We start from the raw sequence: 21873 nt of genomic DNA, 5'->3' as shown, positions 1-21873 counted from the left end.
TACCGCGCTCAGTTACCCGCTCAGTACCCGTCGGCCGGACACGCGAAACGACCCGCCACGGCGTTGTGGCGGGTCGTCTCTGGGCGGGATCAGCCGGCCATGAACTCCTGGTAGGCCGACTCCAGGAACGGCGGCAGGGCCGTGACGTTGCACTGCCGTTCCGTGTCGCCGATCGGCGCCAGGATGCCGCGCAGGTCGTAGTACTGCTGCGGGTGCGCGGTGAAGTAGCCGCGCAGGTTCGACGCGGCTTCCGGGCGCGGCTGGCCGTAGGCGGCCGTGACCACCTGGTTGGCGTCCGGGTGAGCGGCCAGGTACTGCTGCGCCGCGCCCTGCGCCGACGACACGGTGGCGTTCACGCCGGCGGGGCTGCAGTCGGGTGCCGCGGCCGCCGACGGGGCGCCGATGACGCCCAGGGTCAATCCCCCGAGCAGGAAGCCCGCGCTGATGCCGGCAACTTTCCGGCGCGCGACGATACTGCTGTTTTTCATGATCAGTGTTGTCCTTCGAAATTGATCAATTGATTTCGTTCAGAGAGGCTCCCGATCCTCGAAAACCAAAGTAGCGGAAGCTAAAAATGGTGGGCTTCGCCGGAAACGAAGCACCACGCACCACGCCCGGCTCGTTCGCCTCACCAGCCCCATTTTCGCTATGCGAGCAAACAAATTTGCGCGGCAATGTTGAGAACTCTTAGAGAACGGACCCGGTTCTTAAGCAATCGTGACGCCGATCGTGACGTAACCGTGACTTTGACGCTCCCGGCCGGGCCTTAACGGCTCGTGTCCGAAAAATCCCGCGTTTGAAGCCTTGTCGGTGGATTGCTGCCGTCCGCGGCCGACTCGCCATCCATCTCCGCGGGCGCAAGCGTGTGCAGCCAGGTGTCGACGTCGGGGCCGAGGACGATGGCGCCGTCGGTCGCCAGCAGCGCCCCGGTCCCGAGCGCGCCGAGCGCGGGCTGCACGGCGCGCACCCGACGGTTGTCGCCCCGCCGGGCGAGCAGTTTCGACGTGAGTTCCGGCAGGCGAACGGCCTGTGGGCCGGTGATCGTGCGCGGCCGATGCGTCTGCCCCAGGGCCGCCTCGACCAGCACGTCGGCGACGGTGTCGGCGGCGATGGGCTGGATCAGCCAGTCCTGGACCACCACCTCGCCGTCGCGGGAACTCACCGCGGCGGGGTTGGTGGCGAACTCGTACCACTGCGTTGACCTCACCAGGGTCACCGGCACCGGGCGGTCCAGCACGATCTCCTTGGCCACCCTTTTGGCCTCGTAGTACGGAAAGCCGTCGAACGACGGGTCTTCGATTCCGGCGATCGTCAGCACCACCAGTCGCCGCACGTCGCGCGCCGCGCAGGCGCCGACGACGTTGCGGGTCGCGGTGGCCACCGTCTGGGTCACGTTCGACCGCCCGTCGGCGGGCATCGGGTTGCAGACGTCGATCACGACGTCGACCCCGGCCAGCGCCTGGAATAACCCTCGTCCCGAGATCACGTCGACGCCGTGTGCGCGGCAGATCTCCACGACCTCGACGTCGCGGGCCTTCAGCCTGGCGGCGACGCGGGACCCGCCCGTGCCGGTCGCCCCTATGACAGCAATGGTGCTCAGCGACTCCACCCCCTTGAGCAATCGGGGGCTGGAACTACCCGGAAATATCGCCTTCAAACGCGTTGGTTCGCACGGCGAATCGCCCGGCCCCCGATCGGGCGGCCGTGTTTGGCCCCGCGCCGGGCGGGAAGCCGGTAGGTGCGAACCAAGACGTAACCACGAGAGGGAGGTCGAGCCATGGGCGATCACAAGAGCGGACCCCAAGAGGCCGTGCGGGGCACCGTTGAAGGGGTCAAGGGCAAGGTCAAGGAAGTCGGCGGAACCATCACCGGTCGCGACGACCTGGTCGAAGAGGGCCAGGCGCAGCAGGACAAGGCCGACGCCCAGCGCGACGCGGGCAAGAAGGAAGCCGAAGCCGAATCGGCGCGCGCCGGCGCGAAGGCCGCCGAAGAGCGCCAGAAGGAAAACCAGTAGGCCGATTTCACTGGGGCCCGGTCCGGCAGCCGGACCGGGCCCCGTGTTGTTTCAAACCGGCACGCCGGGTTATTCCTGGCAAGAACCGGCGGGAGAGGTGAGAGATGGTCTTGCGCGACACTGTGTCGAGCATCATCGCGTTCCTGCGCGCGGGTTACCCGAGCGGCGCGCCGCGCTTCGGCTACGCGCCGGTGCTGGCGCTGCTGCCGCGGCGGATGTGCGACGACGAGGTCATCACGATCGTGACCACCCTCGCCGGGCGCGAGCGCCAGTCGATCCCCGACGCCGACGTCGGGGTGGAGATCCTCCGGGTCACCGACGAGCTGCCCTCACCCGACGACATCGATCGGGTCCACCGGCGGCTCGACACGATGGGATGGGCCGGCGGGTAGGCCGCGCCGCTCACGCGTGTTCCAGGTCGACCACCAGCGGCCGGTGATCGGAGATAGGCATCACGTCGGACCGCACGGCGCCGCCGCGGAGGCCGGGGTCGTCGGTCAGGATGTGGTCGAGCTGGCGGTAGGGAGCTTGCGCGGGAAAGGTTGCGGCCACCGCCAGGGGCCGCATGCCGGACCAGCGGCGCACCGCCTGCGGCGTCATGTTCAGGTCGCCGGTGAGCAGCCGCGGGCCCGGGAAGCCGTGCAGGTCGCTGACCAGCCGGCGCAGCTGGCGGCGATTCCAGCCGGGCACGAAGGACAGATGCGTGTTGGCCACCGTGAGCCCGCCCCACGGCGTGTGCAGCTGCGCGATCACCGCCGCGCGCGGCTCCTCGTCGACGACCATCACCCGGTTCGGTCCGGGCAGATACATGGGAAACCGCATGGGAATCCGCGGCAGCCGCACCACCTGCCAACTGGCCACCGGGAACCGGGACAGCAGCGCGATCCCGTAGGCCGCCGTGCCGGGTTGTTCGCGGCCGGTGGCCGCCATCCAGGTCGCGCCGGGCGTGCCGGAGATCGCGGCCACGAACCGGTGCTCCACGGCCCCCATGGCTTCGGCCGCGACCGCGGTGAGGTCCGCGCGATCGGATCGCGGTTGTTCGCAGTCCACCTCCTGCAACCCGAGGATGTCGGGGTCCAGGCGGCGCACGCAGTCGCGCAGCCGCGCGGGATCCACCCCGTTCCCGACGGTGCGGCCGTGCAGGATGTTGAAGGTCGCTACGCGCATACCCTTTTCGATACCCACTCCCGAGCGTGCACTCACGCGCCGGGCACCCCTTCGCGCGCCGCCACCGAGCGGCCGTCTCCGGTGTCGAAAACCTCGATGACGACATCGCGGTCCCCGTAACGGGCGACGGACGTCAGCCCGGGCGTTTCCGCGATCACGGCGTGGGCCGCGTCGCCGGTGAGCGGATAGTCGGCGACGGGGTGGCGCCAGTGTGCGGCAACGACTTTCGCGCCCCGTTGCAGCCGTGGGCATTCCCGGGCCAAGACCGTGGCCAGCGCGTCGGCCTCCAAGTAGTACGCGACCTCGCTAAGCACCAACAGGTCGAAGGGCCCGGGCGGCCACGCCGCGTCCAGGGAAGACAGGTATAGGGTCACCCGATCCCGGCAGCCGGCCCGCCGCAGCCGCGCGTCCGCGCTTCGCAGCGGCGCGTCGGCGATGTCCGTCGCGGTCACGTGATCGCAGCGCCCGGCCAGCTGCACGGTCAGCGTCCCGATCGAGCAGCCCGGTTCGAAAGCGTGCCGATACCGCCGGTCGGGCAGCAGCGCCAGGGTGATGGCGTACTTGCGCCGCTCGTACCACCGCGTCGAGAGCCGCCACGGATCCTCGGCGCCGGCATACATCCGGTCGAAGTACGCATCCGGCAGCCGGGTGGTCACCGGAATACCACTTCTCCCACCGCCAGCAGCCGCTGCAGCACGAACGGCGGCACCACGGGCGCGGCGCCGGCGGCGTCCGGCTCCAGCTGGCTGCGAAAGCAATGGGCGGCAAGGCGTTTGCGGGCGAGCGCCCGACCCGGCACGCGGACCGACTGGGCGCGGTACCAGGGCACCGCCGGATCGGCCGGGCTGGCCCAATGCCACATCCATACCGGATATTCCAGCAATGTGGCGCCGGTGCGCCCGCACGCCTTCGCCGCCGCACGCCCCACGGCTTCGTGATCGGGATGCCCGTCACCCCGCCAGGTGGCGGCGCACCAGGTGCCCGGCGCGGCGGCGTCGAGCACGCCCGCGAGCAGCTCGGCGACCGTGTCCTCGTGGTCGGCCAACTGCCCGTCGGGCAGGCCCAGCGACATGGGCTCCGTGATCCCCAAAATGCTTGCCGCCCTGCTCAATTCATATCTGCGCGTGATCTCCCAACGCGTCCGCTCCCGCGGCGTCGCACCGGGCTTGGCGGCGCCGCCGTCGCTCACCGAGATCACCTGGACGTCGACGCCCGAGGCGACCAGTTGTGCGGTCGCCGCGCCGAGTCCGAGCGTCTCGTCGTCGGGGTGGGCCGCGACGACGACCAGCCCCGGGCACGCGCTCAGGTCCAGCGCGGGCAGCGGTTGGTCGGCGAGGGCGGCCAGCCACATCGGTGCCGGGGTGCCGCCGCGGGTCAGCGGCTTGGCGGCGAACTTGGCGCAATTGCTTACCGGGAGGGTTTTCATGCCTGCCGCCCCGCGAGTCGCCCGAGCTCGGCCAGGTCCCGCTCGGCGTGGCTCTGTCGTATGTAGATGGTCAGGTCGGCGACCCGCTGAGCGTGCCGGCCGTCCTGGCACAGCGGGCCCGGCCCGAGCGCGCGGCCGGTGCGCGTGATGGCTTCGTCGGCAGCGTGCTCCACGACCGTTCGCACGCGGCGGGCCAGCAGCTGAGCGGTATCTGACCGGTCGAATGGATCCGAGTCGATCTGCGCCGCCGCCGCGGCGAGGACGGCATCGCCCGCAGCAAGCGCGGCGTCCACGGCGCCGAGGTGCGCCAGCGAGTACGCGTCGGCCGATTTGCTTGTGGCGCAGCGGTATAGCGGCTCGGCGACCCTGCGCGCTCCGCCCAGCCAGCAGGCGGCGACGCCGATCGCGCCGTGCCAGAAGCCCGGCCGCGTCAGGTAGTCGTCGGGGTCGCCCACGGCGACGGCATGCGCGTTGGTGAACTGCACCGCCCTGGTGTCGCTGCCGGCCATCCCGACGTTCCACCACGTGGTCGGCAACGCTTTGACGGCGGGCTCGGTGACCGGTACCGCGAACAGGCCGCGCCGCGTGTCGTCGAGCCGGGCGGTCACCAGCGCGTGGGTGCAGAACCCGGCGCCCGAGCACCACACCTTGGTGCCGTTGAGAATGATTGCGCCGCCGTTGATCTTGGTGGCGATCAACGCGGAGTCGGACGACTCGGCCGCCCATACGCCCCACAGCTGATCGGAATCGGGGGGCTTGCCGCCCAGCTCGTGCAGTATCGCGACGGCGTCGACGTGGGCCTCGGCGATCCGGGCCGCCACGATGTCGTCCTCCGCGAGCCGCGCCAGGCGTTGCCAGCGCTCGGCGGTGCGTCCCGCGGCGGGCAACGGCAACTCGAGCCGTCCCGAGTCCAGCCAGTGCTTTACCAACCCCGCCGTCACGCGCAATCACCCGCCGCCGATCTCTCCAATTGCCCGAGGTATTCGGCGAACCCGTGTGGGGCCCGGGCCTGGGTCCGCGCCGACGTGATGACGGACAATTGGGTATCGCGGTGAACGGTGTAACCGGCGGCCTCGAAACGCCGCACCAGGTCGACATCCTCGCCGCACGCCAGCGCGCGGAAGCCGCCGACCCGCCAGTACGCCCGGGCGGAAAAGCCCATGTTGGCGCCGTGAACGTGGTCGTGCCCGTCCTCATTGAGCAAGCCGGCCTGGTAGGCGCGCTCGAAATTGTCGGCCACCCCGGCGGAGCGGGGGCGCCAGTCGGCGACCCGCACCACGCCCAGAACCATGTCCGCACGGCGCTCGAGCTGATGCACGAGCCAGCCGGCGTCGACCCGACTGTCGGCGTCGGTGGTGGCATACCAGCATTCGTCGCCGTCGGCGAACAACGCCCGCGCATAGTCGAACCCGACCGCCCGCGCCGCGCCCACGTTGCCCGCGTCGACGCGAATGAAGTGCACGTCCGGCCCGTATTGGCCGGCCAACTTGGAGCTGTCGTCACAGCTGGCGTCCAGGACCACAACTATCGCGACCGGCATCGGCGCGCAGAGCGCCGCGGTCAGCACCGCGCGCAGGCAATCCGGCAGCTTCGCTCCCTCGTTGTGGGCGGGTATCACGACGGCCGCCCGGCCATAGGCATGGCGGGCACGGGACACCGGGGCTGACATAACTCAAGATTTGCCCCGTCTGACCGCCGCTTAAACGGATGACAAACGACGTCACGCAGTTTCGGCCGGGTTGCCCTCCCTGGAGGCGGGGTATCACCTATGCACGATGACACCCACGCAGACGCCCGCGGATGTGTCCTGCAGCCAGCTGCGGGAGGCGTTGCGCGGTGCGGCATCGGCACTCAAGGAAAACGGGCCGCGATTCGCGTTGGCCGGCACCTACGCGTTGTGGGCCTTCGGTGCGCCCGAACCCAGCCACGACGTCGATCTCGTCGTGGCCGAGACCGACGTGGCGAGCGCCGAGGCCACGCTCGCCGGCGCCGGATTCACCGTCGAGCACCCCCCGGAGGACTGGCTGTTCAAGGCGCGCACCGGCGATACCGTCGTCGACGTCCTACACCGCATCAACGGTGAGCGGGTGGAGCCGGCCACGCTGGACTGCGCCGAGCAGCGCGACGTGTTGGCCATCGCGATGCCGGTGCTGCCGCCGACCATGGTGGTCATCCAGAAGCTACGTTCCCTGAACGAACATCGCTGCGACTTCGCCAAGCTGCTGCCGCCGGTGCGGGCGGTCCGCGAACGGCTGGACTGGGAGCGCATCAGGGACCGGACCGCCGACAACGATTACGCGGCAGCGTTTCTGGTGCTCGCGGACCGGCTCGGCCTGGCCGGCTGACGGCGTCGGTCAGTGGTTGCGCAGCTTGGCGACCAGCTTGTCCTTGGTCAGACCCGAATACCCCGACATGCCAAGCTCTTTGGCCCGCTTCCTCAACTGCGGAACCGTCCAGTCCGCATAGGATCCGGACTTGCCGCCCTTGCGGCTGACCGACGACTTACCCCGGCTCGCGGCCGCATTCGAAATCCGCGCGGCCTTTTCCTTGGAATCACCCTGTTTGCGCAGTTCCTGGTACATCTTCTCGTTCTTGATCGACGACCGTGGCATCGCTCATCCCTCCTAATCTCGGTTATGCCTATCTCGGTTATGCGGGCACCGGGTCGGTCTGGCGCTCCCAGCAGCGGTGGCGGGCCAGCGCCTCGGCGAATTCCTCGGCGAATTGGTCGGGGAAGTCGTCGGCGGCCGCCTTGGTTGTCACCACCGCACGGTCGCTGACCACGTCGGCGTCCGCGTCGCTGTCGGCGGCGAGGCGTGCGTCGATGTTCGCGGCGCGCAGCAGGCGGATGCCGGCGCCGTACGCGCCGATCGGTTTGAGGTGCTTGTAGGCCTCGACCACGAAGTGCACCGCGTAACCGTCTTCGGACAGCGTCGCCACCGAATCCGGCCCGCACGCCACCACCACCGCGTCGTAGAGGACCGACGCCATCGTCGTGAACGCCCGGTCGACGGGGAGCTCCCCACCGGACCCGCCGCGCAGGGTGCCGCCGGCGACGGGGGCCAGGACCTCGACCATCGCGCCGCGCTGGGCCATCAGCTCCTTGAAGCGTTGCGTTCCAACGACATCCACGCCGTCGGCGGCCAGCACGGCGATCTTGCGCGACTCGATGGAGTCGCTGATCCCGAGTTGGGACAGCGCCGGCGACGAGGCCACCTCGCCGTCGACCGCCTCGTCGGGCGGCGCGGGCAGCCCCAGCTTCGCCGCCACCCGGGTGGCCAGCCCGTGGTCGACGCGACCCAGTTGGGCGACCACGGCCGAACGGATGTCGGGCACTTCCACCTTGCCCAGTTCGAACGCGAACGCGGCGACGATGTGTTCGGCGTCGACCGCCGACATGCTCTTCCAGAACATCCGCGCCTGGCTGTAGTGATTCTCGAAGGACTTGGCGCGCTTGCGCATCGCGGCGCCGTCGATGCGCTGGGTGTAGTGGCGGAACACGTCGTCGTTGGCCAATGCCGGGCATCCGCTGCCGAGGGTGTTCTTGTAGTAGCTGGACCGCCCCTGCGGGATGGCGTGCTGGGAGTAGCCGTCCTGCTGGTTGTTACGGACGTCGGCCACCGGCCGGTTGATCGGCAGCTGCGCGAAGTTGGGGCCGCCCAGGCGGATCAGCTGGGTGTCGAGGTAGGAGAAGTTGCGGAACTGCAGCAGCGGGTCGTTGGTGAAGTCGATCCCCGGCACCACGTTGGCCGTGTGAAATGCCACCTGCTCCGTTTCGGCGAAGAAGTTGTCGGGGTTGCGGTTGAGCACCATCTTGCCCACGGGCCGGACCGGAACCTGTTCCTCGGGAATCAGTTTCGTGGCGTCGAGGAGATCGAAATCGAAGTTGAACTCGTCGGCCTCGGCGATGAGCTGCACCCCGAGTTCCCACTCGGGGTACTGGCCCGCCTCGATGGCCTCCCACAGATCGCGGCGGTTGTAATCAGGGTCCTTGCCGGCGATCTTCTGGCATTCGTCCCAGATCAGTGAGTGCACACCGAGGCGGGGCTTCCAGTGGAATTTCACGAAAGTTCCTTCACCGCCCGCGTTTACCAGCCGGAAGGTGTGCACGCCGAACCCCTGCATCATGCGGTAGCTGCGCGGCAGCGCGCGATCCGACATCAGCCACATGATGGTGTGCAACGTCTCGGGCTGCAGCGAGACGAAGTCCCACAGCGTGTCGTGCGCGGAGGCCGCCTGCGGAATCTCGTTGTGCGGCTCGGGTTTCACCGCGTGGACGAAGTCGGGGAACTTGATGCCGTCCTGGATGAAGAAGACCGGAAAGTTGTTGCCCACCAAGTCGTAATTGCCCTGCTCGGTGTAGAACTTCGTGGCAAAGCCGCGCACGTCGCGCACGGTGTCGGCCGAGCCGCGCGATCCCGCCACCGTGGAGAACCGCACGAACACGGGGGTCCGGGCGCCCGGCGTGGTCAGGAATTTCGCCGCGGTGTATTCGGCCAGCCAGTCGTCATACGGTTCGAAAAACCCGTACGCGCCGGCGCCGCGCGCGTGAACGACGCGCTCCGGAATTCGCTCGTGGTCGAAGTGGGTGATCTTTTCTCGGGCGTGAAAGTCCTCCAGCAGCGTGGGTCCCCGCTCGCCGGCGGTCAGGGAGTCGTCGGTGTGGTCGACTCGGACGCCCTGCTGGGTGGTCAGGTAGCCGGTGTCGCGGCGGACTCGCGACGGATCGAGTGCGCGCTGCTTCGGATCTGATGCGTGGTCGGTTCCCATGGCGTTCGATTACCACCGCTCCTCCGTCGTAAACCGGTGCGACGAAGCATCTACCAACCGCCTACGCGGTTACGTACCGTGGTGGGGGGTAGTCGAGGGTGGTGATTGACGCGACCAGTGGTGGCGACGAGTTGCACGGAGTGGTCGCGGTCGGCGCCTCGTCCGGGGGAATCGAAGCCCTTTCGCGCCTGGCCGCCGGCCTGTCGGCCGATTTGCCGTACCCGCAGGACCTGGGTGCCGGAAAAGCCGGCCCGGGCCCGCTTTCCCGGCACTGCGGCGCCCTGGCCGACGAAAGCGAACGGGCGCTGGGCGTGCTCGGCGAACGGCTGGCGGCCCACGCTCTTCATCGCGGTGATTCCGGTGGCTGAGCCGCGGTCGACGATCCGTGTCGACGCCGCACCCGAGCACGAAGTGCCGATCCTGGTGATGGACGGGGTGCTGGACAGCTCCACGTACCGGACCGTGCGTGACACCGTGATCAAGGCCGCGCTCGACGAGCCGCCCGCGGTCATCGTCGATGTCGACGGGCTGTCCGTCCCGTCCTCCTCGGCCTGGACGGTGTTAACCAGCGCCCGGTGGCACGTCAGCGTCTGGCCGGACGTGCCGATTCTGCTGGTGTGCACGCGGCCGCAGGTGCGCCGGGCGATCGCCGGCGTCGGCGTGACCCGGTACGTTCCGGTGCATCCCAGCCGGCGGGAAGCGCTGGACGCCGTTCGCTGCCAGTCGTTGTGCGTCCGGCGCCGGTCGCGCGCCAAACTTCCCGCCACGAGGATGGGCGTCGGTATGGCCCGCACGATGGTCAACGAGTGGCTCACCCGTTGGGACGCGCGTGAGCTGATTCCGGTCGCGTCGACCGTGGCGACCGTCTTCGTCGAAAACGTCCTCGATCACACGGATAGCGCGCCGGTGCTGATTGTCGAAAGCTATCGGAATACCGTCACCGTCGCCGTGGAGGATCGCAGCGACCGCTTGCCGGGTCGGCACGAAGACCCCGATCGCGGTGCCGAAATCGTGTCCGGCCTCGCCATCGTGTCCGCACTGTGCCGGGCGTGGGGCACCACCCCGACCTCGTCGGGGAAGACGGTGTGGGCGATGGTCGGGCGCGAGAATCTCCTCCATCGCTCCGAGTAATGTTCAAGGTCCTTCAGCGATGCTCTTGTGAATGCGACATTGATGGACAGCACGACCGACGAGGCCTCTCGAGGCCTTGCCGCGCTATATGCGCGGCGCGCGGGGGTTCGATTTCACCGGCTATAAGCGCTCGTCTCTGATGCGGCGCGTCCGGCACCGGATGGATCAAACCGGATCTGGTTCCTTCGAGGAGTACGACGTCCTGGATCGTCGGCAGCACGCTGCTCAGGCCGCCGAGGTGCTGCTGCACGACGACGGCGGCGGAAAATTCCGCCCGCAGGGACGCTGCTCGTCGGACGTCATGCCCCTGGTGTTCACCCGCGGGCGATCCGCTGTGCGCAACATGGGACACCGGACGAAGGGGGCGAAGGTGGCGTTTCGTTTCTGTCGTTCCGGGTAGGACTCTTTGGCCGATGTAGCCCGATTTCGAGGGGAGCCGCCTTGGTGAAGATCGCAATCGTCACGGGTGACGACATCGTCGGCGATGACCCTCAGCAACTTTGCGCCGCTCTTGAGGCCCGGGGGCATCAGGCGACGCCCTATGTCAGAGGCCAGCGCGGCGTCCTCGGCCTCGGCGCGGCCCCCGCCCGCGAAGTGCTGCCGTATGTCGGAGAATGGGCGGCCGCGCTCGAGCGCCTGTGGACCGCGGACCGCCCGGAGGTCGTGCACGCGTACGGCTGGCTGGGCGGATTGGCCGCCCAGCTGGCCGCGCGACGGCTGCGGATACCCCCGGTGCAGAGCTTCCGGGGCTTGGCGGTGACGTCACGCACCAGCGGTGCCGCCACCCCGCACCATTGGCGTGAACGAGAACGCATCGAGCCGTTGCTGGCGCGCGGTGCGGCGTGGGCGACGGGTGAATGCAGCGCCGACGCCGACGTGCTGGCCCGGTTGCGGCACGGGCGGGCTCGAGTCTCCATCCTGTGCGGCGGCGTCGACGTCGAGCGATACGGCCCGGTCGGCCCCGCGGCCGCCCGCCATGCCAGTCGCCGCATTCTTTCTGTGGCGCCGAATCCGTTGTCGAGCAACGGGTTCGACGTCGCCATTCGGGCACTGCCCAAGGTGGTCGGCGCGGAGCTCGTCATCGCCGAGACCGCCGCGAGCGAGCCCGGCCACGACCGGGCGCGGGCCCAGCTGCAACGTTTCGCCGCCGAATCGGGCGTCGCCGACCGGGTCCGCTTCGCGGGCACGGTCGGCGACGATGAAATGCCAGCGCTGCTGCGATCCGCCGACGTGGTTGCGTGCACACCCCGAGTGCCACCGCGGGCGACGCCGGTACTGCAGGCCATGGCCAGCGGGGTGGCCGTCGTCGCGCTGCCGGTCGGTGTCCTGACCGACGCGGTGGTGGACGGCGTCACGGGTCTGGTGGTGTCGCGACGCAGCCCCGCCGCGGTGGCCGCGGCGTTGAGAAGCATTCTGGCCCAAAGCTTTCAGTGCGACAGCATGGGCGCGGCGGGAAGAAGCCGCGCGGTATCCCGCTTCTCCTGGGACAGGATCGGGCTCGACGCGCTCAACATCTATCGACAACTCGGCACGCAAACTTCGGCTCCCGTCGCACTCGCGGGCCAGGGGGCGTCGGTGAGGCGATCGGCCGCCGGACCGTGACGACCACCGTCGACGGCGCGGCGCCCGGCGCCGTCGGTATAGCGGGCGAACCCGACGAGATCCAGGTCGGCCTGCGGCTCGCCGGCGCGCGCGACCCGGCGCCGCCCCAGAGTGCGGCGGCGATCCGGTACCAGCAATTCCGCACCGCCCAGCCCGACGCGATGCGCCGTTACTTTGCCGGCGCGTACAGGCCGGGCTGGCGCGTCGGCGGCCTCACGACCCGATCGGCCGTCACCCATCGGCGTTGCGGGGCGGATTCGCTGACGATCGACGAAGTGCTGATTCACGGGCCGGCCAACTTCGAAATCCCGCCCGCCGATACCGTTCTTGTGATTCACCCCCGGGCCGGATCGTTGACCGTGACGGGTGGACTGTTCCCGAACGTCGACTGCCCCGTCCTGGTCGCCCACGGTATGTCGTGTGCGATGCAGGTGAACGGCGCGCGTTTCGATGTGGTGACCATCGCGCCCGACGCGTTGCACAAGATCACCATGGACTGGAACGCGCCGCTGTCGCAACGCATCCGGTTCCTCAACTGGCGCCCACGGTCGCGGGCCGCCGTGCGCGCGTGGCATCGGGCACTCGAATACGTGACCGCCGCGCTGGCCGCGCCGGACACCGCCCAGCAGCCGATGATCGTGGCGGCGATGGCACCGCTGCTGGCCGGCGCGCTGCTCGAGTGCTACCCCTCCGACGTGACCGAGCAGGACCCGGCGGGTGACCCGTCGCTGCCCGCAACGCTGAAGGAAGTGTTGGCCTTCATCCACCGGCACGCCGCCGGCGACGTGAGCATCAACGACATCGCCGCGGCCGTGCACCTGACACCCAGGGCGGTCCAATACCTGTTCCGGCGTCATCTCGACACCACTCCCACCGAGTACATGCGTCGCGTCCGGCTGCATCGCGCGCACCAGGAGCTGCTCGCCGGTGAGCGTGCCGGCACCACCGTCACCGAAGTCGCCCAGCGTTGGGGCTTCGCGCACACCGGCCGGTTCGCGGTGCTGTATCGGCAGACCTACGGCCAGAGCCCCCACGCCACGCTCAAACAGGCGAGGTAGCGGCGTTTCACCCGCTCAGCCGGTGCATGACTTGGCCCGCGGCGTATCGGCCACTGGCCATGGCGCCGGTGACGGTGGCCGGATTGTTGACGCCGACGGCCTCACCCGCCAGGTAGAGCCGGTCGCCGATCGGCTCGGCCAGCCGGCGCCGGTCGGCCAGGCCGGAACCGGGCGCGTGAAACGAGTACGAACCGAGCGCGTAGGGGTCCACCGTCCAGTTCGACGTTCGCACGTCGACGGCGCCGGCGCCGGCGAACAGCTGGCGCGCGATGGGCAGCGCGCTCGCGATCAGGTCGCCCGGCGCGGCCGACTCCGCCCACCGGCCACGCTCACCGGCGTTGAACGCCAACACGATTGGGCCCGCCTCGCTCGGCAACGTGAACCATTGTGACCAGAGTTGTGACCGCGCGCCCGGCTGGCTGCCGATGTACTGGTAGAAGGCGTTCTCCACGTCCCACGTGCGCCGGGGGAAGCGAAAGTAGCTCTTGGACAGCACGCCGAAGCCCAGCGCCTGCACGGCTTTTCGATGTTCGTCCGGGAGCGGCGGGTCGAAGGCGATCGCGCCGGATTTGAGCACCCCCACGGGAACGGTGACGATCGCGGCGGGACCCTCGAACGATCGGTCGCCGGCCCGCACCACGACGGAGCTGTCGCGGCGCGCGATCGCGGTGACCGGCGTCTTGAGCTGGATCGGCAGACCCTCGGCGAGCAGCCGGGGCAGGGCGTCGTAGCCGTTGGTGATCACGTCCTGGTCGCCATCGGCGTACTCGCCGCGGTCAAAGGTCTTGGCGGACAGTTGATCCACGTCGGCGGCGTACTCGTTCTCGATCTCGGAGGTGAGGTAGAAGGCCAATTGGGCGCGCTCGGAATCGGCGAGTTCGGCGCGGGTCGCCGCGGCGTCGACGGCGGCACCGAGGCTCCCGTCGTCGACGCGGCCGCGCGCCCGTTTCACGAAGGTGCGCCAGGTGTGGGGGTCGTAGGCGAGCGGCGGGAGCCGCGGATCGACGGCCAGCTTCGCCCACCCGTAGTAGTCGGTCGTGGCGAGCTGCGCGCGTGCCCGTTGCGCCAGCTCCATCAGCGGATTGTCGGTCGTGCCATGGATCCACGACGCGCCCATCTCCAGCGGCGCGCCCCAGCCCCGGTCGGTGTACACCCTCCCGCCAATGCGGTCGCGGGCCTCGATGACGCGCACGGGCCATCCCGCGTCGGCCAGGCTGCGGGCGGCGGACAGGCCGGCCATGCCGGCGCCCACGACGAGCACCGCCTTGGTGTCCGGCGCGGGCGGCGGGCCCGAGGCGCAGCCGGCCGCCAGCCCGCCGCCCACGAGGGTGGTCGTGGCCGCGAAGAACTCCCGACGGGACATCGGGTACACGGCAGTCAGCGTCTCACAAGTTGTTGCACGATCGTGCCCGAAATCGCCGCGTGTAATGGGCCATTTTCACCCGTTCCTCGTTGAGGCGGGGCTACACTTCGCCTACGTCCGGAACTGGCGATGGGGCCGTGTTCGAAGGGGGAACGGCGATGAGTGCCGAGCTGCCACCAAGCCGCACCCTGACCGTGCGAGCGGCCGACGGGACCGCGCTGCACGCCGAGGTGTTCGGCCCGCCCGACGGCTATCCGATCGTGTTCACACACGGGATCACCTGCGCGATCCGCGCCTGGGCCCACCAGATCTCGGACCTGGCCACCGACTACCGGGTCATCGCGTTCGATCATCGCGGCCACGGGCGTAGCGGCGTGCCCCGGCGCGGCGGCTACAGCCTCGAACACCTTGCGGCAGACCTGGATTCGGTGCTCGAGGCAACGTTGGCGCCGCGCGAGCGCGCGGTGCTGGCCGGGCATTCGATGGGCGGCATCGCCATCGCCGCGTGGTCGGCGCACTACCGCGACAAGGTCCGCCGGCGCGCGGACGCCGTCGCGCTGATCAACACCACCACCGGGGACCTGGTGCGAGAGGTGAAGCTGCTGTCGGTGCCGCGCGAGCTCTCTGGGTTATCGGGGGCGCGGGTCCTGGCGGCCCGGGGTCTGATCACCGCGTTCGGCGGGTTTCCCGTGCCGGCCGCGGCGCGGATCCCGAGCCGCTATGTGGTCGCGATGCTGGCGGTCGGCAAGGACGCCGACCCCGGCGCGGCGCGGGTCGTCTACGAGCTGTTCGCGCAGACCTCGCCGGCCGGGCGCGGCGGCTGCGCCAAGATGCTCGTCGACGCGCTGGGGTCGCGGCATCTCGAATTGGACGGGCTGACGGTGCCGACCTTGGTGATCGGCAGCGAGCGCGACCGCCTCACACCGATCGGCCAATCCCGCAGGATCGCGCACACCGCGCCCAACGTCGTCGGCCTGGTCGAGCTGCCCGGCGGCCACTGCTCGATGCTGGAACAGCCGCGCGAGGTAAACCGCCACCTGCGGGGCCTGGTGGAATCGGTGGGCCGGATGACCCACGACGCGCGGGTGCAGCGGATCAGCTCATAGCAGGGCGGCGATCTCGGCGGCCGCCCGCTGCCCGGACCGCACGGCGCCGTCGAGAAACCCGGTCCACTCGTCCGCCGTCTCCGTGCCGGCCCAGTGAATCGGCCCGACCGGCGCACGCAACAACGGGCCGAACCGTGTCCACGAGCCCGGCGGTACCGCCGCGGTGGGGCCGCCGGGAGCGAAATCCTCTGCGCCCCAACGCTGGTCGACGTAGTCGAGGGGCTTGAGCGCGTCGTCGCCGAACAGCGACGCGAAGCAGCGCAACGTGTCTTGGCGGCGCTGCTCGCTGGACAGCGAGTCGAAGGCGCGGGCGTCGACGAAGCCCATCAGGATGCCCGGGCCGTCGGGGTGCGGGCTGACGTCGAAGGTGATGAACACCGGGCCCGTGTCGGACAGCGCCTGCCCGGAAAACCCGTCGGACCGCCAGAACGGCGTCTCGTAGGCCGCGTACGCCTTGCTGAGTCGGCCCTGCGGCCAGTGCCGGGCGAGTTGCTCGTATTCGGCGGGCAGCGGGGGAGCGAACTCGATCGACGCGCGGTGGGCCGGCGGGATCGCGACGATGACGAACCCGGCCTCGGCCGAGCCGGCGTCGGTCGTGACGGTGACCCCCGCGCCGTGCCGCTCGATGCGCCGCACCGGCGCGCCCAGCACCACGCGCCCGCCGAGCTCGGCGGCCGCGGCCTCGGCGATCTGCTGGGTGCCGCCGGGGAAATGGTCCTGCTGGGCGCCGTTTTCGACGTCGAGCAGCGGGTCCAGGCCGCCGGCCGCGTGCACGTAGCGCGCGGCGTGCAGCATCGACACCTCGTCCGGTTCGCACCCCCACGTCACCCGGGCCACGATGGCCATCAGGTCGTGCGACGACGCGGACGCCCGCACCGAGCGCAACCACCCGCCCAGCGACATGCCGTCCAGCTCGCGGGCGCGGCGGGCGTCCCAGGGCGCCGCCACCGGCACGCTGCGCGCGATCCGCTCGAATTGCCAACGCAGCCGGCCGATGTCGAGCAGTCCCGTCAGCGACACGCGCGGGATGGTGCCGCGGTAGGGGCGGGCCCAGCCGCGCCAGTGGATCACGTTCTTGCCGTCGTGGTGCGTGGGCGTGGTCGGGACCTCGAGTTCGGCCGCCAGCGCCAGGACCGCGGTTTGGGTCGGGCCGACGAAGGTGCCGCCCAGGTCGGCGGGCAGCCCGGCGACGCTGCCGGTGAACGAGCGGCCGCCCACCCGGTCACGGCCCTCGAAGACCAGAACATCATGCCCCTGCCGCGTCAGCTCGCGCGCGGCGGACAGCCCGGCAAATCCGGCACCGACCACGACGACGTCGACGACCGGCGGCGGCTTTGTCACGCCGTCTAGTCAACAGCATTTTGACGATTTCGTAGGATAAATTTCCATTGCCGGTCTAAGTACGTGCTCAAGGTGGGCAGATGAAGGTCTTTACGGCGTTGTACGGGCCCATGGACGCGGCCGAACGCGCGCGGGCACTGCGCGACGCCGGGGCCAGCGGTGTCGCCACCTTCGAGGGTCAGCACGACGTGTTCGCCCCGCTGACGCTGGCGGCCACGGTGGGCGGCCTGGACCTGATGACCAATGTGGCCATCGCGTTTCCGCGCAATCCCATCCACCTGGCGCATCAGGCCAACGATCACCAGTTGCTGAGCGGGGGGCGGTTCTTTCTCGGCCTGGGCACCCAGATTCGTCCGCAGATCGAGAAGCGATTCGGCGCGCAGTTCGAGCACCCGGTGGCCCGCATGACCGAGTTGATCGCGGCCCTGCGCGCGATCTTCGAGGCCTGGAATACCGGCGGTCGCTTGGACTTTCGCGGCGACTACTACCGCCACACCCTGATGACCCCGACGTTCAGCCCCGGCCCGAATCCCCACGGCCCGCCGCCGATCTACGTCGGCGCGCTGGGGCCGCGGCTGACCCGTGCCACCGCCGAGCACGCCGACGGCCTGCTGGTGATGCCGTTCGGCACCAAGCGTTTTCTGCACGAGCACACGATGCCCGCGGTGCGCGACGGCCTGCGGGCGGCCGGCCGGCGGCCCGAGGAGTTCGCCGTCATTCCCGAGATCATCGTGTCTTCGGGCTCTGACGGGGGGCCGGACCCGGGAGCCGACGCGAGCACCCGGCGGCTGCTGGCCTTCTACGGGTCGACCCCGGCGTACCGGCCGGTGCTGGCCGCGCACGGCTGGGGGGACCTGCAGCCCGAACTCAACGCGATGTCCAAGCAGGGCCGCTGGGAGGAGATGGGCGGGCTCATCGACGACGAGATACTGCACACCGTCGCCGCCTGTGGGACGCCGAAGGAGATCGCGGCCCACATCCGCGATCGCGTGGACGGCGTCTCCGACACCGTGTGCCTGTATCAGCCGTCACCGATCGACGTGCAGACGCTGGCGGAGATCGTGGACGAGTTGCGGTAAACGCTTACGGCGCGACGGTTAACCAGTCCTTGAAGCCCGACGGGTCATGGCGGCCGAGCGCGCCGTGCTCGTAGAGCCCCCAGCCCTCCACCGGATCGCCGTCACCGTCGCGGCACACCGCGCGGCCGACGTGGTCGATCACGCCGAAGCCGGACCGCCCGATGATGGCCGGGTCGGTCATGTCGTAAGTCAGTCGCTCGACGAACTTTTCGCCCTTCCACATGCCGTGCAGCCAGTCCGAGTCGCCGCCGTAGCCGCCGCCGACGTGGATGGGGACGGGCAACTTGGACTCGACGTCGAAGTGGACCGGGGTGCCGTCGGGGGCGGTCGCGTCGATGGTCGCGCCGGTCGGGATGCGGGTGCCGGACCGGTAGTGGATCTTCACGCGGGGCCAGCCGAGCTGTTCGACGCGGCCGTCGCGCCACACCCGCGTGCAGTCGTTGAGCGAGCGGAAGCCGTTGGGCGCCTCCTGGATGATCAGCACGATCGCGAACTCGTCGAAGGCCATCGGCACGTAGAGCCACCACATGCCCTCGAACGGCGGGTCGGCGGGCCGGCCGGCGGGCTCGGGCTCGCCGATGGGCCGGATGCCCCAGGACCGGTCGCGGCTGCCGAGCCAGGTCGCGGGGTCGACGGCGATCTCGTCGCCGTCGATGGCGATGCGTCCGCTCCAGCTGCCGAGCTGGGCGAATCGCTGGGCGTCCAGCGTCACCCGGTTGCCGGAGCGCATCAGGTGCGGCTGCTCCTGGACGACGTCGAACAGGCCCTGCCACGTGAGATCGGCTGCGATGCCCTCGGTTTCGTCGAGGATCAGCCGCAGCTTGCGCAGCGGTTCGATGACCTCGATGCGATAACCGTTGACGTTCTGGTTGAGCCGGTCCTGGTCGATGGCGTCGGACAGGTGCACCGCCGTCTGGGTGTCGCCGCGCCGGACGAGGAAGAACGCGTCCTTGACTCCGAGGTTGGGGTAGTAGCCGATGCCGCTGATCACGAAGATGTTGCCGGTGCGGTCGTGGGCGTTGAAGTAGGAGCGGTCGTAGAAGTTGCGGTCCGAGGAACCCGCCCACGCGATCGGCTGGGGAACCTGATGTACCGGGAACTCGTCGAGCGGGCCAAGCATTAGTTGTCCTCTCCAATCAAACGCCTCATCAATCCGGCGTGGTAGAAAAGCGATTCGACGTCTTCGGGTTTCTCGGTCTCGCCGAAGTGCACCCGGCGCGCGCCGGTGCGCATGAACACGCATGCCCACATCACGCCGGAGTAGGCGTAGAACCAGCGCAGGTCGCCCACGTCGATGCCGGTGAGTTGCCGGTAGGTGGCGCGGACGTCGTCCTCGCGCATCACGCCGGGCAGCCCCGGCAGGGTCGCCAGGCCGGCGAGTTCTTGAAAGACCATGTGCGCGTAGATCATCCAGGCGATATCGAGCTCCCGCGGCCCCAGCGTCACCATTTCCCAATCCAGCACCGCCACCGGCGCGAAGTCGCGGTACAACACGTTGCCCACCCGCGCGTCACCCCAGAGCAGGACGGGCTCGCGCGCGGCGGCCTCCTCCGGCCAGTTGTCCTCCAGCCATGCGAAGCTCCGCTCCAGCAACGGTGATCGGCCGATGTCGGGCACCGCGAAGTCGTACCACTCGCGGACCCAGTTGAAATGCCGGCGCAGCGCGGTGTCGCCGTCGTGCGTGGAGAGGAACCCAAAGGTGTGCTGCGCGTCCGGGATTGAGTGCAGCTTGGCCAGCACGCCCACCGTGGCGTCCTGCAGTTCGCGCTGGCGCTCGGCGGGCGCGTCGGCGAACCAGTTGCCGCCGAAGGTGTAGGGCATGACGTCCGGCGGCACCTCGCCGTCGACGTAATCCATGACGAAAAAGGGTGTGCCCAGGACGTCGCCGGTGGGCTCGAGCCAGCGCACCCGCGGGACGGGGACGTCGGTGATTTCGCCGACCTTTCGGATCACCTCGAATTGGTGGTCGAGCCGATACGTCGGGAAGACCTGCACGTCCTCGGCGGTCGGCGCGACCCGGGCCACCAGCTTCTGCTCGATCGGCTCGCCGTCCTGTTCCCAGCGCGCGGTCAGGATGATGGTTTCCGACGACATCCCGGTGGCGTCCACGCCGCTTTCCACCGTCACCTGTGGCTTGACCCCGCCTGGCAACACGGTCGACAGCCACTGCGACATCACCGCGGGCAGCGTGGTGACGTCCCGGCTGGAGCGCTGAAGTCGGTCGACTTGATCCAGCACCGGTTCGTTCGACCTCGGTGTCGACATCAGGTGCCTCCATTCTTAGAGACTTCAGTTCTTAGAGACTTCAGTGAGGCAATTACGATACGGTAGGTAGCGTTATGAAAGCAGACCCGTCCTACCTTGACAAGGCCCCGGGCGCCGGGCGGCCCCGGGATCCGCGCATCGACTCGGCCATCCTGTCGGCGACCGCGGAACTGCTTGTGGAGATCGGCTATTCGAACCTCAGCCTGGCCGCGGTGGCCGAGCGCGCCGGGACCACCAAATCGGCGCTCTATCGCCGGTGGTCGAGCAAGGCGGAACTGGTGCACGAGGCCGCGTTCCCGACGGCGCCCACCGCCCTGCAGGCCCCGGCCGGCGACATCGCCGCCGACGTGCGGATGATGATCGAGGCCACCCGCGACGTGTTCACCACGCCGGTGGTGCGCGCGGCGCTGCCCGGCCTGGTGGCCGACATGACAGCCGATCCCGCCCTCAACGCACGGGTGATGTCGCGCTTCGCCGGCGTGTTCACCGCGGTGCGGGTGCGGCTGCGCGAGGCCATCGACCGGGGCGAGGCGCACCCCGACGTGGACCCCGACCGGTTGATCGAGTTGATGGGGGGAGCGACCATGCTGCGGATGTTGCTGCGCCCAGAGGAGAAGCTGGACGACACCTGGGTGGAGCAGACGACCGCCATCGTCGTGCACGGGGTGACGGGATGACGGGCCGACTGGCGGGCCGGGCCGCGATCGTCACCGGCGGCAGCCGCGGCCTGGGCCGGGCGATCGCGCTGGCCCTCGCGGCCGACGGCGCGGCGGTGGCCGTCGCCGGGCGCACCGAACAGGTCTGGGACGACCGCCTGCCCGGGACCATCGGCGACACGGTCGCCGAGATCGAGGCGGCGGGCGGGCGGGCCGTGCCGATCCGCGCCGACCTGACCGACCGCGACGACGTCGCCCGGTTGGTGGGCGAGGCCCGAGAAGCGTTGGGGCCCATCACGATCCTGGTCAACAACGCCGCCTTCACCGCGCCCGGCCGGCCGCCGGTGCCCGGCGCGCAGCCGCGCGCAAAGCCCCCCAAGGCCGCAGATGGTGGCGGCAAGCCCGCCTGGCCGGGGTTCGTCAGCACGCCGCTGCAGGCGTTTCGCCGGCATTTCGACATCGCGGTGTTCGCCGCCTACGAGCTGATGCAGCTGGTGTGTCCCGACATGTTCGACGCGGGCAGCGGCTCGATCATCAACATCACGTCCGTCGCGTCGCGGATGCCCGGTGACGGGCCCTACGCCGACCGCAGCGGCGGGGTCCTGCCCGGTTACGGCGGATCCAAGGCGGCGCTCGAGCATCTCACCCAGTGCGCGGCGTACGACCTGGCCGACCACAACATCGCGGTGAACGCGCTATCGCCGTCGAAACCGATCCTCACGCCGGGCCTGGCCTACTACGCCCGCGAATTCGTGGACACCGCTCCCGCCGACGAATTCGCGCGCGCGGCAGTCGAACTGGCGCTGGTGGACCCGGCCGTGGTCACCGGGCGCACGATCGGTCACCTGAACGTGCTCGACGGCAGCTTCTCCCCATTCACCCTGGGCTAGAGGCG

The 21873-nt window shown here is 69.7% G+C and carries 23 protein-coding genes and 2 pseudogenes; 12 read left to right on the top strand and 13 right to left on the bottom strand.

Annotated features, from left to right (window positions below; all coding sequences use genetic code 11):
• Positions 1-89: 89 nt before the first annotated feature.
• Entirely contained in the window at positions 90-488 is a 399-nt protein-coding gene (locus tag AC5Y5E_RS01820) for a heme-binding protein (RefSeq protein ID WP_499901282.1), read from the bottom strand.
• 278 nt (positions 489-766) lie between these two features.
• Positions 767-1609 (bottom strand): SDR family oxidoreductase, encoded by an 843-nt coding sequence (locus tag AC5Y5E_RS01815; protein ID WP_499901281.1) that lies wholly within the window; start codon positions 1607-1609, stop codon positions 767-769.
• A gap of 168 nt (positions 1610-1777) precedes the next feature.
• On the opposite strand from AC5Y5E_RS01815, the gene mbp1 reads away from it, so the two are divergent.
• Entirely contained in the window at positions 1778-2014 is a 237-nt protein-coding gene (gene mbp1 / locus AC5Y5E_RS01810) for a microaggregate-binding protein 1 (RefSeq protein WP_499901280.1), read from the top strand.
• A gap of 104 nt (positions 2015-2118) precedes the next feature.
• On the top strand, positions 2119-2406 hold the full coding sequence (locus AC5Y5E_RS01805) for a DUF3349 domain-containing protein (RefSeq protein WP_499901279.1): 288 nt from the start codon (positions 2119-2121) through the stop codon (positions 2404-2406).
• 10 nt (positions 2407-2416) lie between these two features.
• On the opposite strand, the gene AC5Y5E_RS01800 is transcribed toward AC5Y5E_RS01805, so the two are convergent.
• From AC5Y5E_RS01800 to AC5Y5E_RS01780, 5 genes are read right to left on the bottom strand one after another with little or no spacing between them, the layout of a single operon-like run.
• Positions 2417-3181 (bottom strand): endonuclease/exonuclease/phosphatase family protein, encoded by a 765-nt coding sequence (locus AC5Y5E_RS01800; RefSeq protein WP_499901278.1) that lies wholly within the window; start codon positions 3179-3181, stop codon positions 2417-2419.
• Positions 3182-3213: 32 nt separating this feature from the next.
• The gene (locus tag AC5Y5E_RS01795) at positions 3214-3837 is read right to left on the bottom strand and encodes an SAM-dependent methyltransferase (protein ID WP_499901277.1); all 624 of its coding nucleotides are present in this window, start codon (positions 3835-3837) and stop codon (positions 3214-3216) included.
• Positions 3834-4607, bottom strand: coding sequence for a PIG-L deacetylase family protein (locus AC5Y5E_RS01790; protein WP_499879577.1), 774 nt, complete (start codon positions 4605-4607; stop codon positions 3834-3836). The genes AC5Y5E_RS01795 and AC5Y5E_RS01790 overlap by 4 nt, the downstream gene beginning before the upstream one ends.
• Positions 4604-5548: an acyl-CoA dehydrogenase family protein gene (locus AC5Y5E_RS01785; RefSeq protein ID WP_499901276.1), complete on the bottom strand. Its 945-nt coding sequence runs from the start codon at positions 5546-5548 to the stop codon at positions 4604-4606. Before AC5Y5E_RS01785 ends, AC5Y5E_RS01790 begins: the two co-directional genes overlap by 4 nt.
• Complete coding sequence (locus AC5Y5E_RS01780) at positions 5545-6276, bottom strand: glycosyltransferase family 2 protein (RefSeq protein ID WP_499901275.1); 732 nt, start codon at positions 6274-6276, stop codon at positions 5545-5547. Before AC5Y5E_RS01780 ends, AC5Y5E_RS01785 begins: the two co-directional genes overlap by 4 nt.
• Positions 6277-6382: 106 nt before the next feature.
• On the opposite strand from AC5Y5E_RS01780, the gene AC5Y5E_RS01775 reads away from it, so the two are divergent.
• Complete coding sequence (locus tag AC5Y5E_RS01775; RefSeq protein WP_499901274.1) at positions 6383-6952, top strand: nucleotidyltransferase; 570 nt, start codon at positions 6383-6385, stop codon at positions 6950-6952.
• Between the two features lie 9 nt (positions 6953-6961).
• Here the strand turns inward: AC5Y5E_RS01775 and AC5Y5E_RS01770 are convergent, their stop codons facing one another.
• Positions 6962-7219 carry a DUF7218 family protein gene (locus AC5Y5E_RS01770; protein WP_499901273.1) on the bottom strand — a complete coding sequence of 86 codons (258 nt, stop codon included), beginning with the start codon at positions 7217-7219 and terminating at the stop codon, positions 6962-6964.
• Between the two features lie 37 nt (positions 7220-7256).
• On the bottom strand, positions 7257-9377 hold the full coding sequence (locus AC5Y5E_RS01765) for a catalase (RefSeq protein WP_499901272.1): 2121 nt from the start codon (positions 9375-9377) through the stop codon (positions 7257-7259).
• A 98-nt stretch (positions 9378-9475) separates the two neighbouring features.
• On the opposite strand from AC5Y5E_RS01765, the pseudogene AC5Y5E_RS01760 reads away from it, so the two are divergent.
• The 5 genes and pseudogenes from AC5Y5E_RS01760 to AC5Y5E_RS01740 form a co-directional block, all read left to right on the top strand.
• Positions 9476-9598, top strand: a pseudogene (locus AC5Y5E_RS01760) (chemotaxis protein CheB); the annotation flags it as partial.
• A gap of 139 nt (positions 9599-9737) precedes the next feature.
• Positions 9738-10508, top strand: a complete 771-nt coding sequence (locus AC5Y5E_RS01755) for an STAS domain-containing protein (RefSeq protein WP_499901271.1) — start codon at positions 9738-9740, stop codon at positions 10506-10508.
• Positions 10509-10550: 42 nt separating this feature from the next.
• Positions 10551-10704: pseudogene (locus tag AC5Y5E_RS01750) on the top strand (CheR family methyltransferase); the annotation flags it as partial.
• Between the two features lie 248 nt (positions 10705-10952).
• The gene (locus AC5Y5E_RS01745) at positions 10953-12110 is read left to right on the top strand and encodes a glycosyltransferase (RefSeq protein WP_499901270.1); all 1158 of its coding nucleotides are present in this window, start codon (positions 10953-10955) and stop codon (positions 12108-12110) included.
• Positions 12092-13168 carry a helix-turn-helix transcriptional regulator gene (locus tag AC5Y5E_RS01740; protein WP_499901842.1) on the top strand — a complete coding sequence of 359 codons (1077 nt, stop codon included), beginning with the start codon at positions 12092-12094 and terminating at the stop codon, positions 13166-13168. The genes AC5Y5E_RS01745 and AC5Y5E_RS01740 overlap by 19 nt, the downstream gene beginning before the upstream one ends.
• A gap of 7 nt (positions 13169-13175) precedes the next feature.
• Here AC5Y5E_RS01740 and AC5Y5E_RS01735 read toward each other — a convergent pair whose 3' ends face one another.
• Positions 13176-14531 carry a flavin monoamine oxidase family protein gene (locus AC5Y5E_RS01735; protein WP_499901269.1) on the bottom strand — a complete coding sequence of 452 codons (1356 nt, stop codon included), beginning with the start codon at positions 14529-14531 and terminating at the stop codon, positions 13176-13178.
• A gap of 158 nt (positions 14532-14689) precedes the next feature.
• On the opposite strand from AC5Y5E_RS01735, the gene AC5Y5E_RS01730 reads away from it, so the two are divergent.
• Positions 14690-15637 carry an alpha/beta fold hydrolase gene (locus AC5Y5E_RS01730; RefSeq protein WP_499901268.1) on the top strand — a complete coding sequence of 316 codons (948 nt, stop codon included), beginning with the start codon at positions 14690-14692 and terminating at the stop codon, positions 15635-15637.
• Here the strand turns inward: AC5Y5E_RS01730 and AC5Y5E_RS01725 are convergent.
• Entirely contained in the window at positions 15632-16978 is a 1347-nt protein-coding gene (locus AC5Y5E_RS01725; RefSeq protein WP_499901267.1) for a flavin monoamine oxidase family protein, read from the bottom strand. The two genes, AC5Y5E_RS01730 and AC5Y5E_RS01725, sit on opposite strands and share 6 nt — an antisense overlap.
• Positions 16979-17058: 80 nt before the next feature.
• Between AC5Y5E_RS01725 and AC5Y5E_RS01720 the strand changes: the two genes are divergently transcribed.
• Complete coding sequence (locus AC5Y5E_RS01720; protein ID WP_499901266.1) at positions 17059-18057, top strand: TIGR03617 family F420-dependent LLM class oxidoreductase; 999 nt, start codon at positions 17059-17061, stop codon at positions 18055-18057.
• 4 nt (positions 18058-18061) lie between these two features.
• Here the strand turns inward: AC5Y5E_RS01720 and AC5Y5E_RS01715 are convergent, their stop codons facing one another.
• Together AC5Y5E_RS01715 and AC5Y5E_RS01710 are read right to left on the bottom strand one after the other, a co-directional pair.
• Complete coding sequence (locus AC5Y5E_RS01715; RefSeq protein ID WP_499901265.1) at positions 18062-19177, bottom strand: Rv3169 family protein; 1116 nt, start codon at positions 19175-19177, stop codon at positions 18062-18064.
• The gene (locus tag AC5Y5E_RS01710) at positions 19177-20322 is read right to left on the bottom strand and encodes a phosphotransferase family protein (RefSeq protein ID WP_499901264.1); all 1146 of its coding nucleotides are present in this window, start codon (positions 20320-20322) and stop codon (positions 19177-19179) included. Before AC5Y5E_RS01710 ends, AC5Y5E_RS01715 begins: the two co-directional genes overlap by 1 nt.
• Before the next feature lie 74 nt (positions 20323-20396).
• Between AC5Y5E_RS01710 and AC5Y5E_RS01705 the strand changes: the two genes are divergently transcribed.
• Together AC5Y5E_RS01705 and AC5Y5E_RS01700 are read left to right on the top strand one after the other, a co-directional pair.
• The gene (locus AC5Y5E_RS01705; RefSeq protein ID WP_499901263.1) at positions 20397-20999 is read left to right on the top strand and encodes a TetR/AcrR family transcriptional regulator; all 603 of its coding nucleotides are present in this window, start codon (positions 20397-20399) and stop codon (positions 20997-20999) included.
• Complete coding sequence (locus tag AC5Y5E_RS01700) at positions 20996-21868, top strand: SDR family NAD(P)-dependent oxidoreductase (protein WP_499901262.1); 873 nt, start codon at positions 20996-20998, stop codon at positions 21866-21868. The genes AC5Y5E_RS01705 and AC5Y5E_RS01700 overlap by 4 nt, the downstream gene beginning before the upstream one ends.
• The last annotated feature ends 5 nt before the right edge of the window (positions 21869-21873 follow it).

This window comes from Mycobacterium sp. NGS54, assembly GCF_059812465.1.
Note: the sequence above shows the minus strand (reverse complement) of the source record. Positions and strands in the feature narration are given on the sequence as shown.